The organism is Geobacillus sp. FSL K6-3411 (genome assembly GCF_037965715.1).
Lineage (GTDB): Bacteria > Bacillota > Bacilli > Bacillales > Anoxybacillaceae > Geobacillus > Geobacillus thermodenitrificans.
In genome coordinates, this window is the sequence record NZ_CP150187.1 from 2,285,883 (window position 1) to 2,298,623 (window position 12,741).

Annotated in this window: 15 protein-coding genes; 1 reads left to right on the forward strand and 14 read right to left on the reverse strand. The window is 52.0% G+C overall.

Features of this window, described 5'->3' with window-relative positions; translation table 11 throughout:
* Window positions 1-2: 2 nt before the first annotated feature.
* Genes mgsA through NSQ22_RS11560 form a run of 3 tightly spaced genes read right to left on the reverse strand, consistent with a single transcriptional unit; the run spans window position 3 to window position 1,598 of the window.
* Window positions 3-437: a methylglyoxal synthase gene (gene mgsA, locus NSQ22_RS11550; protein WP_008879592.1), complete on the reverse strand. Its 435-nt coding sequence runs from the start codon at window positions 435-437 to the stop codon at window positions 3-5.
* A 31-nt stretch (window positions 438-468) separates the two neighbouring features.
* On the reverse strand, window positions 469-1,266 hold the full coding sequence (gene dapB / locus NSQ22_RS11555; RefSeq protein WP_339263500.1) for a 4-hydroxy-tetrahydrodipicolinate reductase: 798 nt from the start codon (window positions 1,264-1,266) through the stop codon (window positions 469-471).
* Window positions 1,263-1,598 (reverse strand): nucleotide pyrophosphohydrolase, encoded by a 336-nt coding sequence (locus NSQ22_RS11560; protein WP_029760968.1) that lies wholly within the window; start codon window positions 1,596-1,598, stop codon window positions 1,263-1,265. The genes dapB and NSQ22_RS11560 overlap by 4 nt, the downstream gene beginning before the upstream one ends.
* 160 nt (window positions 1,599-1,758) lie before the next feature.
* Between NSQ22_RS11560 and NSQ22_RS11565 the strand changes: the two genes are divergently transcribed.
* The gene (locus NSQ22_RS11565) at window positions 1,759-2,628 is read left to right on the forward strand and encodes a YitT family protein (protein ID WP_008879595.1); all 870 of its coding nucleotides are present in this window, start codon (window positions 1,759-1,761) and stop codon (window positions 2,626-2,628) included.
* 109 nt (window positions 2,629-2,737) lie between these two features.
* On the opposite strand, the gene ypjB is transcribed toward NSQ22_RS11565, so the two are convergent.
* The 11 genes from ypjB to hisC all read right to left on the reverse strand — a co-directional run bounded on the left by ypjB (window position 2,738) and on the right by hisC (window position 12,736).
* Window positions 2,738-3,526 (reverse strand): sporulation protein YpjB, encoded by a 789-nt coding sequence (ypjB, locus tag NSQ22_RS11570; RefSeq protein ID WP_008879596.1) that lies wholly within the window; start codon window positions 3,524-3,526, stop codon window positions 2,738-2,740.
* Between the two features lie 116 nt (window positions 3,527-3,642).
* Window positions 3,643-4,242, reverse strand: coding sequence for a DUF1405 domain-containing protein (locus NSQ22_RS11575; protein WP_008879597.1), 600 nt, complete (start codon window positions 4,240-4,242; stop codon window positions 3,643-3,645).
* A 77-nt stretch (window positions 4,243-4,319) separates the two neighbouring features.
* The gene (locus NSQ22_RS11580) at window positions 4,320-5,084 is read right to left on the reverse strand and encodes a menaquinol-cytochrome c reductase cytochrome b/c subunit (protein ID WP_008879598.1); all 765 of its coding nucleotides are present in this window, start codon (window positions 5,082-5,084) and stop codon (window positions 4,320-4,322) included.
* Between the two features lie 50 nt (window positions 5,085-5,134).
* Window positions 5,135-5,809, reverse strand: a complete 675-nt coding sequence (gene qcrB, locus NSQ22_RS11585; protein WP_081157165.1) for a menaquinol-cytochrome c reductase cytochrome b subunit — start codon at window positions 5,807-5,809, stop codon at window positions 5,135-5,137.
* Window positions 5,810-5,812: 3 nt separating this feature from the next.
* On the reverse strand, window positions 5,813-6,322 hold the full coding sequence (gene qcrA / locus NSQ22_RS11590; protein ID WP_339263502.1) for a menaquinol-cytochrome c reductase iron-sulfur subunit: 510 nt from the start codon (window positions 6,320-6,322) through the stop codon (window positions 5,813-5,815).
* Between the two features lie 143 nt (window positions 6,323-6,465).
* Entirely contained in the window at window positions 6,466-6,921 is a 456-nt protein-coding gene (locus NSQ22_RS11595; protein ID WP_060476032.1) for a YpiF family protein, read from the reverse strand.
* 85 nt (window positions 6,922-7,006) lie between these two features.
* Window positions 7,007-7,540: a ReoY family proteolytic degradation factor gene (locus NSQ22_RS11600; protein ID WP_008879602.1), complete on the reverse strand. Its 534-nt coding sequence runs from the start codon at window positions 7,538-7,540 to the stop codon at window positions 7,007-7,009.
* Between the two features lie 56 nt (window positions 7,541-7,596).
* Window positions 7,597-8,853, reverse strand: coding sequence for a tetratricopeptide repeat protein (locus NSQ22_RS11605; RefSeq protein ID WP_060476033.1), 1,257 nt, complete (start codon window positions 8,851-8,853; stop codon window positions 7,597-7,599).
* 283 nt (window positions 8,854-9,136) lie between these two features.
* A complete protein-coding gene (aroA, locus tag NSQ22_RS11610) occupies window positions 9,137-10,420 on the reverse strand; it encodes a 3-phosphoshikimate 1-carboxyvinyltransferase (RefSeq protein ID WP_081157166.1) in 1,284 nt (427 codons plus the stop codon).
* Between the two features lie 26 nt (window positions 10,421-10,446).
* Window positions 10,447-11,550: a prephenate dehydrogenase gene (locus tag NSQ22_RS11615; RefSeq protein ID WP_008879605.1), complete on the reverse strand. Its 1,104-nt coding sequence runs from the start codon at window positions 11,548-11,550 to the stop codon at window positions 10,447-10,449.
* An 88-nt stretch (window positions 11,551-11,638) separates the two neighbouring features.
* Window positions 11,639-12,736, reverse strand: a complete 1,098-nt coding sequence (gene hisC / locus NSQ22_RS11620) for a histidinol-phosphate transaminase (protein WP_008879606.1) — start codon at window positions 12,734-12,736, stop codon at window positions 11,639-11,641.
* Between the last annotated feature and the right edge of the window lie 5 nt (window positions 12,737-12,741).

A 12,741-nucleotide genomic window follows, 5' to 3' on the forward strand; every position in this document is an offset into this window, starting at 1 on the left:
TGTCACCTTTCTGTTTCCTTTTCCTCCCCGCTTTTCGCCCGGCCGTGGACGATGTTGCGCCATGCCAAATCACCGCGCTCCAATCCTCGAATGAGCAGCTCCGCCGTCCCAATGTTCGTTGCTAACGGCACAGCATAGACGTCGCAAAGGCGCATCAATGCGCTAATGTCCGGTTCGTGCGGCTGGGCGGTAAGCGGGTCGCGGAAAAAAATAACGAGGTCCATCTCATTGCGGGCGATCATCGCTCCGATCTCCTGATCGCCCCCGTACGGCCCGGACTGAAAGCGATGGACGGCGAGTCCGGTCGCTTCCTGAATGCGCAAGCCGGTTGTGCCCGTGGCGTACAGTTCATGGTTTGCCAGCACAGGCGCGTAGGCGGTCGCAAACGCCACCATCTCCGCCTTTTTTTCGTCATGGGCAATTAACGCGATTTTCATCTTGTTCTCTCCCCCGTTTGCGCTGTTTGCGCTATTCCAAAATATGTTCAAGCCCGTAGACGAGCGTATGTAAATGCATAACCGTTTCCACCGCTAGTTTCACTCCAGACATGAATGAGCGGCGGTCGAGTGAATCATGGCGGATTGTCAGCGTCTGTCCCTCGCCGCCGAAAATGACTTCCTGATGGGCGACAAACCCTGGCAGGCGAACGCTATGAATCGGAATGCCGTCGTATGCAGCCCCACGTGCGCCGGCAAGCGTTTCTTTTTCATCCGGATGGCCTTGTTTTTTCGACGGACGCACTTCAGCGATAAGCTGTGCGGTTTTCAGGGCCGTCCCGGATGGCGCGTCAAGCTTTTGGTCATGATGTAGTTCGATAATTTCTACATCAGTGAAATATTTTGCCGCCATGCGGGCAAACTTCATCATCAGCACCGCGCCGACAGCAAAGTTCGGGGCAATGATCGCACCGATTTCGTTCGTCTCAGCGAGCTCCGTCAGCCGCTCGATATCTTCCGGCGTGAACCCGGTCGTGCCGATGACTGGACGGACGCCGTAGCGCAGCGCCAGTTCAGCATGTCGTTTTCCGACCTCGGGCGTCGTTAAATCGATGAGCACATCCGGTTTCACCTCGGTAAAGCAGCGGGCAGCATCAGTATAAATCGGAGCGTCGATGCCGGCAAACCCATCGATGTCGGCCAAATTTTGCCCGTCATAGCGGCGGTCAATGACCGCAGCCAATTCAAAATGGTCTGTTCTTTGCACAAGTGCCACCGCTTCACGGCCCATGCGGCCGCGTGGCCCGGCAATGACGATGCGAATCGTCATTGAGATTCCTCCTTTCGCGTCCAACGGTCACGGTCGCGGATCCGGAACTTGTCCATCACCCGGTCGTGCGCCTCCTGCAAATCAATGTTGAGCGAATTGGCAAAACAGATGAGTACAAACAACAAATCGCCCAGCTCTTCTTCCACTGTTTTTTCTTTTTCCGTTACCTTTTTCGGCTTTTCCCCATAATAATGGTTCACTTCACGCGCCAGTTCGCCGAGCTCTTCGGTCAGCCGCGCGAGCATGGCGAGCGGGCTGAAATAGCCTTCTTTAAACTGCCCGATATATTCATCCACTTCGCGTTGCATCTGTTTCATCGTTTTCTCCTGCATGACCATCACCTCGTCTGTTTCCATGTTAGCGAAAAGCGGCGCATTTGACAAATGTTTTCGCCAGTCGCCAATTTCCCCCTGCTTTCGACCATCGTTGCCTGCGCAGGCAAGTTCCTCTATAATTAAGGACGCCGACTATTTTTGTGGACGGAGGGACGATATGATTTTCGGCTTAAAAATGAAAAACAGTTTATTTATTTTGCTTGGCGCTGCTATTTTTGCCTTCGGCCTCGTCCATTTCAACATGCAAAACAATTTGGCGGAAGGCGGTTTTACCGGCATTACGCTTCTTCTTTATTTTTTGTTTGGGCTTGATCCGGCCATCACCAACTTGGCGCTCAACATCCCGCTCTTTTTTATCGGTTGGAAGCTGCTTGGTCGTCAAATGTTTCTTTATACCGTGCTCGGCACCGTCGCCGTTTCAATGTTTTTATCCATTTTTCAACGCTACATGATTCATATGCCGCTTCAGCATGATATGACGCTCGCGGCGTTGTTTGCCGGCGTTTTCATCGGCGTTGGCCTCGGCATCATCTTCCGCTACGGCGGCACAACCGGGGGTGTCGACATTATCGCCCGCCTCGTCTATAAATATAAAGGCATCAGCATGGGCAAAACGATGTTTGCCTTTGATGCCGCCGTCATTACACTGTCGCTTCTTTACCTTTCGTACCGCGAGGCGATGTATACGTTAGTCGCCGTCTTTCTCGCCGCCCGAGTCATTGATTTTATGCAAGAAGGCGGCTATGCGGCGAAAGGGGCGACGATCATCTCAGAAAAAAGTGAGGAAATCGCCAACCGGATTTTGACGGAAATGGAACGCGGCGTCACCGTGTTAAAAGGACGAGGTTCGTATACGAAACGCGACCGTGACGTCTTATATTGCGTCGTCGCTAAAAACGAGCTGCCACGCTTAAAAAACGTCATTATGTCCGTTGACCCGCACGCCTTTGTTGCCGTCACCGATGTGCACGATGTGCTTGGTGAAGGATTTACGCTTGATGAACAAAAACGACCGCTTGAACAATAATAACCGGAACGGCGCTCGCGAGAGCGGCATATGCTGAATTCGCTAGATGCCATCCCATTCAAACATAAAAAGGAGGGGGAACCCTCCCCCTCCGAAAGCGAGGCGGCGCCTATTCTTCCGGCTGTCGCGCCCGCTTTTCCTCTTTTTCCCCTTTGTATTTCCGCCAGCCGACGTATGTCAGCGTCAACACAATCACTCCGCCAGTCGAAATCATCACCCAAATGAGTGATGGATCAGCTTCATCTTTTTTCACCCCGTCAAATAGCGCTTCGACATCGCGGCGTGCAGCGGCGAGCTGCTCTCGTTGCTCGTTTTTGGCAAGCTGCCAAAATGAGGCGGGTTGCAGTGCTTCCAGATTGCCGTCAACCTTTTTGGCCGCTTTTGGCGGTACATCAATTTTCACACTCGGCTCAATTAATGTATAGCGATCAATAAATTGGCGAAAGGCAGCGTCATATGCCTCTCTCTCCCCACGTTCCGCCGCCTTTTCCATCGCAGCGAACGCCTCCATGACAGCCGGCTTCATCTCTGACCAAAGTGGCTGATGCGTCGATTGGACGGCATCAACTACGAGACGGAACTGCGTAAGAGCAGCGATTTTGTCTTCCGCTGGAATCGATGCTGTCATGGCCTTTACCGCGTGTTCGTGCGTCACAGTCACCGCCCTCAGCTCGTCAGCCGATTTTAACCGTTCTCTCGCTCCAAGAGCGAAAAACCGTTCAGAAAAATAAAGGAGCACTTCTTTGGCTTCAGCAAAACGCTCATTTTTCGCCAATTGCAGCGCCTCGTCGGAAATGTCGTCAAGCTGTTTCCAACTTTCCATTGATTCGGCCGCGCCAACGAGCGCTGGCCATAAAAAGGCGATCGATAACAACATGGCCAGCCCGATTCGTTTCATCCTCGTCCCTCCCTCATTCACTACTACAATGTATGAAGGAGTGGACAAGAGTAGACCAAGCAACTGCGATCAAGCGATAGGGCAAATTTTCCTCCCTTGTTACTCCTATTCCACTGCTATGCGGGAGGAAGCGAGAACGACTGTCGCCGTGTGCGGATGCCAAGCCAATACGCCACGGCAATGGAGGCAATGCTGAGCCAAAACGTAAAATAACCGATTTGATCAGCATAATGATCCAACATATGATAACGTGGCATCATGCCAAATACGTAGTCGATGACATCGTTATGCAGCGTCCAAACCGCTGCCAAAGCAAGATGAACCGGACGAAATCGGTAAAGCGGAGCGTACAGCATGCCTTCGACCGCCATGGCCCCATGGGAAACGATGAGCATCCATCCTGCCCAGTCAAGCGTTCCGGTGACGCGCCAAACGAGCACGTTCATGACGACCGCCCAAATCCCGTATTTGACAAGTGTCACAAGGGCAAGGGCTTCAAACAGCGGTGTCTGCCGACCGAGCAGCCAGGCGCCGAGAACGATGAGAAAAAAAAGACTCGCCGTCGGACTGTCGGGCACAAATGGCAAAAACAAGGGCGGTGTTTCCGCCAACTGATAACGATACCAATAATAGCCGTAAACGGTGCCGGCAGCATTCACAAGCAAAAGTAGCGAAACAACCGGCCGGGAAGCGAATATCGCATAAAGCCATGCCATCGTTTGCACCTCATCTCAATTCAATGTAGGTACGAAAAAAGCTGACTAACGCGAGTCAGCTTTTTCGTGTGAAACGATTATTCAGCTTTTAAGCCGGCGATGAATTCCGCCATTTTTTGCAACTCTTCATCCGTGCCTTTAAAAATGCCACCCGGCATGCTTCCTTGCCCTTCTTTAGCGATCTTCGCAATCTCTTCTGCTGTCAAGCCGGTGCCAACAAGCGACGGACCGGCACCACCGGACAAGTTTTCCCCGTGGCATGACGTACACGTATTGGCTTGAGCGATTTTATAGCCTTCAGCGTTCGTATCAATTTCCACTTCCGCACGAATTTTCCCTTGTTCAGCCGCTTTTTCCCAGTCGTGCGTGACGACCGATTCCCATGTCAAATAAACGATCGCAGCAAGAGTAAGAAGCATCATGCCTGTCGCCACCGGGCGCTTCCACGGACGGCGCTCCGGACCGCGATCCAAAAACGGAGCCAGCAACAAAGCGCCAAACGCCAACCCCGGCATGACGATCGCGCCGATGACTGTATACGGACCGGACGCATACGAATATTTGAGCAATTGGTATAAGAATAAGAAATACCAGTCAGGCAGCGGGATATACGTCGTGTCCGTCGGGTCGGCAATCCGCTCGAGCGGCGACGGGTGGGCGACGGTCAAACATAAAAAGCCAACGAGAAAGACCGAACCGACAAGCCATTCCTTTAACAGGAAGTTCGGCCAAAACACTTCCGTTTTCCCGGGATACTCTGAATAGTCCTTTGGAATATTCGGTTTTCGTACCGCGGGAATACGGGAATCGCCGACAAATTTCATTCCTTTTCCGCGATGCATTGCGTGATTCCCTCCTTTTTTCTATCGCCTCAAAACGTCCAACCGACCGATCATAGCGGACCGGAAATGCCTTGTCTGCGAATCATTAAAAAGTGCGCTGCCATTAAGCCAAGCAAAGCCGCCGGCAAGAAGAACACATGAATCGCAAAGAAGCGCGCCAACGTCTGGGCACCGACAATTTCCGGATCCCCGGCCAACAACGTTTTGATCGCCGGACCGATGAGCGGCACTGCTTCAGCGATTTGCAGACCAACTTTCGTCGCAAACAGCGCTTTCATATCCCAAGGTAACAAATAACCGGTAAAACCAAGCCCCATCATGACCATGAAGATCAGCACGCCGACGATCCAGTTCATTTCGCGCGGCTTTTTATACGCCCCTTGGAAAAAGACGCGCAGCGTATGTAAAAACATCATGACGATGACCAAGCTTGCTCCCCAATGGTGCATGCCACGCACGATTTTGCCGAACGCCACTTCGTTTTGCAAATAATAAACCGACTCCCACGCGTTTTTAATGTCCGGGACATAGTACATGGTTAAAAACATGCCTGACAAAATTTGAATGACCGTGACAAAAAACGTCAGTCCGCCAAAACAGTAGACAAAGGCGGAAAAATGATGAGCCGGGTTGACGTGCTCCGGAACTTCGTGATCGGCGATATCCCGCCATAAAGGCGTAATATCTAAGCGTTCATCGACCCAGTCATACAGCTTGTTTAACACGCATTACGCCTCCCCTCTTGGTTTCGCCTTGCCTAAATACAGCTTTCCGTCTTTCACTTCGAACTCGTAGCGGTCAAGCGGAGCTGTCAGCGGCGTCCCCGGAACGTTCGTGCCGTCTTTCGTATAGAGCCCATAGTGGCACGGACAGAAGAAATGATTCGGGTTGTTTTTGTCCGTATTCCAGTCGACCGTACAGCCAAGGTGTTTACAAACCGGTGACAGGGCGATAATGTCCCCTTTTTCATCCTTATACACCCAAGCTGATCTCGGTTCTTCCGACTCGTACCAAGCGTCTTTCACCTTCACTTTAAAGTCGAAGCGCTTCGGTTCGGTCGTGATCTCTTTGACGTCCGCTACCGCGACCATATCCGTGCCTGCCGTCTCTCTCAAGATCGGGTCAAAGGCGAAGCGGAGCATCGGCATAAGCATTCCTGCTGCCATAAAACCGCCGACGCCGGTCAGCGTGTAGTTTAAAAATTGACGTCTCGTTACGCGATGTTTGTTGTCGCTCATCGTCTTCCCCCCTCTATGCAAAGTCAAGTCCACACCGGACAATTTTACGTATAACACAATGGAAAACTAGGACATTCTAATGATAGCTCAATTGCTGGACAAGGTCAATATCACAAACGGCAAAACGTGGGACTTTGCTTTGCCTACCTTTTCGTCCAGCGGTTAACGAAAAAGCGGAGCAGCTCAGCGGCCTGCTCGCGGACGAGTTCATGCTTATACGACTCATCCATGCTCTCGAGCGGAACGGTCGGAACGAGCCAAAAGCGACTGGCCTCCGTCCCCTCTTGCCATGTGCGATCGCACGTCACATAAAACACATGTTCCATCCCTTCCTGCCTAAGCCGGTTTGTCCAATTCGCCAGCCTTTCCAACAGCTTATCCCGTTGTTCATCCACAAAATAAACAAACGGCGGCAACAAAAACACGCGCCCCCTCAGCTGCCGCTCGACCTCGGTGGCGACGAGCCCGACAAGCTCCCCGCCGGAAGCGAGCCGCCTCGCTCCTTGGCCGACAGCCACCGGCAAAAGCGGAACGAGCGCCGTATCAATGTAGTCGCGCTCTTTTTCGTAGGTGGCGACGTCTCCGCTTGTCCATTTCATCGCTATTCCCCTTTGCCATAAAGTTTGTTCCTTATCACCATACCATATTTTTCGGCAAAAGAAAAACCTTGCCTGCGGCAAGGTGTTACAATTTGTTTAATTCATCGGTCAACCGGCGAAACGCCTCTTCGTCGTGGCGATCAAGCGCCTCATCGATCAGTTTCATGAGCCGCTCACGCCGGAACTCATAAATGGACCGTTCTAAAAATTGCTCAGCAAGACGCTGATCGTTTTCGCTCACTTGCGCCTGCTTCGGTGCATACGGGTTTTCTTCAAGTACAGCAACATATTGCGGCGAGTGAAAAGAAGCGCGGAAATTGAGCTGAATGTAAATATCTTCGTCACGGTTCAACCGGATATCATGGAACGATTTCTCCGCATCGGTCGTCATCACATTGCCTTTGTAAAAGCGAAACGGCACATCATCCACGCAGTGGGTCGACATGACGATGCCGCGCGGGCAATATTGGGCGTTCTCAACAAAATGCACCTTTTGCATCAGCTGGTCATGGCTCATCAAATAGTTTAAAATCCAAACACATTCGCGCCGTTTCAACTGATAATGGCTTAAAAACCAACGGATGAACTCTTTTTTTTCATTGACGGATACGTGCGTCATTGTGCGCTTCCCCCTCGATCGGTTTCCAAGAAAGAGGTTCGATCACCGCTTCTCCCCTACTCTTCGAGCTCAAGCAGCATCTCGGCCGCCTCCGTGTGGCTCGGGTCCAAACCGACGATTTGTTGAAATATTTCTCTCGCTGCAGCCCGATTTCCTTCCTCGATGAGAAAATATCCGTACTCTTCAAGAAAATCGACGTTATTCTTAAAGAAATTATATGCCTCAGCGTAATGATTTAATGCATCGTCATACATCTCGAGTCGATGTTTGGCGCGCCCTAAATCCCATTCAAACTGCGGATCGTATTCACCGTCAGCCATCGCCCGCTCCAAAAGCGCCACTACATCCTCATAGCGCTGTTCGTGAAGCCAAAGCGCCGATAAAACAGTAAGTGCCTCAATATAGCCGCCATCGATCTCGAGCGCCTTTTTCAGCTGCTCTTCCGCTTCATCCGGTTTGTTCAGCTTTAAAGCCAGTTTGCCGATATAAAGACGGAGCTCTTTATTCCACTCATCGATTTTTATCCCTTCAAGCGCCGTCTCATAACTTTTTCGGAGCTGTCCTTCTTGTTCATAAGCTTTCGCCAAATATAAGTAAAGGGGAGCATAGTCTGGATCGAGCTCTTTTAAGGCGCTGAGCTTGTCGATGGCCGTTTGTGCATAACCGGCCTGTAGGGCTGTGAATCCGTAGGCGAACAATGTCCGGCTGTCCGTTTTTTCGTTGAGCGCTTCTTCATAATACGGGAGGGCCGCCTCAAACTCCCCGGATCGGGTGAGCGCCTCGGCAAGCCGTTCCACCAAGAGAACGCCAGCCATCTCGCGCGTGCTTTTTTGCACTTGTTCATAAAACGGCACGCTTTTCGCGTATTCGCCGAGCGAAAAATACAATTCCGCCAAGGCGAATTGGACGACCGGCTCATCCGGTGCCTTTTTATACGCTTGGCGCAATTTTCGCTCGCTCACTTCCGTCAGTCCTTGCATTTCGTATAAGTCAGCGGCTAGCAGGCACGCCCGAACGAACTGTGGATCGTCTTCACCGATCTCGTCCAAAATGGCGAGCGCTTCATCTTCAGCTTCCAGTTCCGTATACACTTCAGCCAAAAACAAGCGGATGTCGCCATCATCCGGATAGCGGGCGGCCAACTCCTCGAGCAGCCCTTTTGCCTCCTCCGGCATTCCCCATGCATACAAGCAGTCAGCAAGCTCATATTTCTCCTCATCGCTGCCATACTTTTTCACTTTCGGGACGAGCGCCAATGCTTTGTCAACATTTCCGTTTTCCACCAGACGAATGATTTGTTCAACGCGTGTCATTTCCGTGAACCTCTCTTATCGCGACAGATTGTTGTTTAGTGGGCGATGTTATCCGCCCTCTCCCTGTCTGAATATTTATGTACTACTGCAATGGGAACATGATTAATCATAATCGACAATGGTCGTTTCAGCAACCGAACCGCTCGCCACCCGCCAACGCGCTGTCTCGTAAAAAATGTATCCGCTTTCAAAAAGTAAGGAGAAGCCATCCCTCTTATTGACAACATATGAATGATCAAAGCAAAATATGCCCCTCGCCCACTTGGGGCGAGGGCGCTTGAGGCTACAGCAAAGAACGTAGATCGGCAAAAAAGGATGGATAGGAGACGGCGACCGCTTCCGGACGCTCAAGGCGAGCCGTTCCTTTCGCGCAGCACGCAGCGATGGCCAGCATCATCCCGATCCGATGATCACCGTGGCTGTCGACGACAATCCCGTCGGCATAAAGCGCCGTTTTGCCGCGAATGATCATGCCATCGTCGGTTGCTTCAATATCAGCACCAAACTTTTTCAGCTCGGCAACGACTGTATCGATTCGATTCGTTTCTTTTACTTTCAACTCACTGGCATCTTTAATGATAGTTGTCCCTTCCGCTTGCGTCGCCAACAAGGCAATGATTGGAATTTCATCAATCAGCCTTGGAATGATATCACCACCAATTTCAATGGCGTGAAGCGTCGATGTGCGGATTGTAATATCGCCGATCGGCTCCGTTTCCTCATTGCGGATATGGTCAATCGTAATGTCGGCTCCCATTCGCTCGAGCACATCGATGATGCCTGTTCTTGTCGGATTTAAGCCAACGTTTTTCAGCGTAATTTCACTGTTTGGCACAATTGCGCCAGCGACGAGGAAAAAAGCAGCCGATGAAATGTCGCCAGGAACGTAAATGTGCGTCCCGCGTAAGGACTGCGGACCGGCAATAGAGACGGTTAGACCGTTGACATTCACTTCGCCGCCAAACAACCGAATCATTCGTTCGGTATGGTCGCGCGAGCGGTGCGGCTCAGTGACGGACGTCACTCCGTCAGTAAACAAACCGGCAAGCAAAATCGCCGACTTCACTTGAGCGCTCGCCACCGGTGAGGTATAGCGGAGCGGGCGAAGCGCGCCGCCGCGGATCGCAAGCGGGGTATAGTTTCCGCCATCACGCCCGTCAATGTGTGCTCCCATCTCACGGAGCGGCTTCGTCACCCGCGCCATCGGCCGTTTGGCAATGGACTCGTCGCCAACAAGGCAAGCATGAAACGGCTGACCGGCCAAAATGCCAAGCAAAAGGCGCGCCGTCGTGCCGGAATTGCCGACATCAAGCACGGCGGCCGGCTCACGAAGCCCTCCGGACCCTGCCCCTTCGACGATGACGTTCGTCCCGTCTTGATGAATGTCGACACCAAGTTTGCGGAAACAGTCAATTGTACTTAAACAATCTGCACCAGGCAAAAAATGATCGATCACCGTCCGTCCGGAAGCGAGCGCCCCGAGCATGACAGCGCGATGGGAAATCGATTTGTCGCCGGGCACCTCAATCGTTCCCCGAAGCGAGAATACGTTCGTTGGCAGCTGCATGCAACATCCCTCCACTGTTTTTCTTGCTACCCTTCATATGTCGCAAAATTCGTATGTTTGGCGAGGCACGCTTTCGCCCGCGCCCGATCATCTTCGCTTTGGAAGCTAAGGCGGAGCACTCCGTAAATTTCCTCGCGCGTCTCAATAATGCGGATGTTCGTAATGCTGATGTTTTCCTGAGCTAAATAGCCGGTTACCTCGGAAATAACCCCCGGGTAATCCGGTACGTCAACATACAAATCGTAAAACGACGGAATCGCTCCCTTTGTCCGCACAGGCAGCCCATCGCGGAACTGTTTCGCTTCAAGAAAATAATGATAAATAGCAATGCTGTTTTCTTCCTCGACAAACGAACGAAGCCGTTTCATTTCGGCGATCCAGCGGTCAAAAATGGCGAGCAGTTCGCACTTATTATGGATAAAAATGTCCCGCCACATTTCCGGATTGCTTGACGCAATGCGGGTGATATCGCGGAAACCACCGGCCGCCAACCGGCTGACGAGGTCGTTTTCGTTTTCATACTCGCGCGCCTGATGAACAAGGCTCGCCGCAATCAAGTGCGGAAAATGGCTGATCACCCCAGTGATGCGGTCATGCTCTTCCGGAGTTAAGACGACAAACTGCGCTTTCGTTCCGGAAAGCCATTGTTTCAGCTTATCAACCTGCTGCGGTGGAACTCCGTCCGTCGGCGTCAAAATGTAAAAGGCGTTTTCAAACAAATGAGCCCGCGCCGCTGCTACACCGCTTTTATGCGACCCAGCCATCGGATGGCCGCCGATGAACGCCACGCCATGCTCCAAAAGGCGCTGCGCACCTTGAACGATGCGCTGCTTCGTGCTGCCGACGTCCGTGACGATGACGCCGTGCTTCAACCGCTCACACGGCATGGAGGAAAGCAACAATTCCGTCTGCATGACCGGAGTGGCAAGAACAATCAAATCGGCTTGCCTAAACCCGTCCTCTACACAATGGACGACTTCGTCGATCACTTTAAGCGAACGGGCCAAACCGAGTTGATGGTCACTGACGTCATAGCCGATGATCACTGCTTCTGGATGTGCTTTTTTAATGGCTAAAGCAATCGACCCACCGATCAAGCCGAGACCGACAATAAACACGTTTCCTTCCAACCCAACCCACCTTCTTTATGTAAAAATGTGCCCGCTGCTTGCTAAAAGCAACGGGCTGGCCTTCCTGACCAATTCACTGTCAACCTGGTCAGGTGAGCTGTTTTTCGCGAAGCATGTGCGAAATCGTTTCAAACACCCGGTCATTTTGCTCTTTCGTGCCGACGGTGATGCGCACGCCGGTCGGCAAACCGAGCGCCTTGCCGGAGCGGACGATAATGCCACGCTCGAGCAAATATTGAAACACTTCATTGCCGTCCATACCAAAATCAATGAACAAAAAGTTCGTTTGCGACGGATAGTACTTCAGGCCGTGTTCTTCACAGAAACGATAATACCGTTCAAGCTCGGCACGGTTTTGTTCGACACAGGCACGGATGAACGCTTGGTCATCAAGCGCGACCGCAGCAGCCGCTTGGGCGATGGTCGACGTGTTAAACGGCTCGCGCGCCGGTTCGACGGCACGAATGAGCGACTCACTGGCAATGCCGTAGCCGACGCGAAGCGCAGCAAGCCCATACGCTTTCGAGAACGTACGCATAATAACAAGCTGTTCGTATTCTTGTAACAGCGGCACCGTTTGCGGATAATCGTCCGCCGTTACGTATTCATAATACGCCTCATCCAAAACGACAAGCACGTGCGACGGCACACGATCTAAAAAGGCGCGCAATTCTGTCTCATTCACATACGTGCCGGTCGGGTTGTTCGGATTGCAAACCCAGACAATGCGCGTGTTTTCATCAATTTCCTTAAGCATCGCCTCCAAATCATGGCGCCCGTCAACAAGCGGCACTTCGCGCACTTCAGCCCGCTCGATGATCGCGTTATGGCGGTATTGCGGAAATGTTGGCGTCGCCATCACCGTGTTCGTGCCCGGCTCTAAAAAGGCGCGGCAAAAAATTTGTACGACTTCATCCGAACCGTTGCCAAACAACAGCTGTGTTTCCTTCACGCCGAGATGGTTGGCCACTTTTTCGCGCAATGCGCGGGCATAACCGTCCGGGTAGACGGCAAGGCGATCAAGTTCAGCAGCGATGGCAGATTTCACCGTCGGCGATGAGCCGTATGGATTTTCATTGGAAGCTAGTTTAATAATCTCAGAAAGACCGTATTCCTGCTTCACTTCCTCAATCGATTTTCCCGGTTGGTACGGGGGGAGTCCCCGAAGTTGCTCCTTTACTTGCATGGATA

Excerpts from the sequence above, each read along its gene's own strand:
- mgsA (WP_008879592.1), bottom strand. The coding sequence starts at position 437 with ATGAAAATCGCGTTAATTGCCCATGACGAAAAAAAGGCGGAGATGGTG.
- dapB (WP_339263500.1), bottom strand. The coding sequence starts at position 1,266 with ATGACGATTCGCATCGTCATTGCCGGGCCACGCGGCCGCATGGGCCGT.
- NSQ22_RS11560 (WP_029760968.1), bottom strand. The coding sequence starts at position 1,598 with ATGCAGGAGAAAACGATGAAACAGATGCAACGCGAAGTGGATGAATAT.
- NSQ22_RS11565 (WP_008879595.1), top strand. The coding sequence starts at position 1,759 with ATGATTTTCGGCTTAAAAATGAAAAACAGTTTATTTATTTTGCTTGGC.
- ypjB (WP_008879596.1), bottom strand. The coding sequence starts at position 3,526 with ATGAAACGAATCGGGCTGGCCATGTTGTTATCGATCGCCTTTTTATGG.
- NSQ22_RS11575 (WP_008879597.1), bottom strand. The coding sequence starts at position 4,242 with ATGGCATGGCTTTATGCGATATTCGCTTCCCGGCCGGTTGTTTCGCTA.
- NSQ22_RS11580 (WP_008879598.1), bottom strand. The coding sequence starts at position 5,084 with ATGCATCGCGGAAAAGGAATGAAATTTGTCGGCGATTCCCGTATTCCC.
- qcrA (WP_339263502.1), bottom strand. The coding sequence starts at position 6,322 with ATGAGCGACAACAAACATCGCGTAACGAGACGTCAATTTTTAAACTAC.
- NSQ22_RS11595 (WP_060476032.1), bottom strand. The coding sequence starts at position 6,921 with ATGAAATGGACAAGCGGAGACGTCGCCACCTACGAAAAAGAGCGCGAC.
- NSQ22_RS11600 (WP_008879602.1), bottom strand. The coding sequence starts at position 7,540 with ATGACGCACGTATCCGTCAATGAAAAAAAAGAGTTCATCCGTTGGTTT.
- NSQ22_RS11605 (WP_060476033.1), bottom strand. The coding sequence starts at position 8,853 with ATGACACGCGTTGAACAAATCATTCGTCTGGTGGAAAACGGAAATGTT.
- aroA (WP_081157166.1), bottom strand. The coding sequence starts at position 10,420 with ATGCAGCTGCCAACGAACGTATTCTCGCTTCGGGGAACGATTGAGGTG.
- hisC (WP_008879606.1), bottom strand. The coding sequence starts at position 12,736 with ATGCAAGTAAAGGAGCAACTTCGGGGACTCCCCCCGTACCAACCGGGA.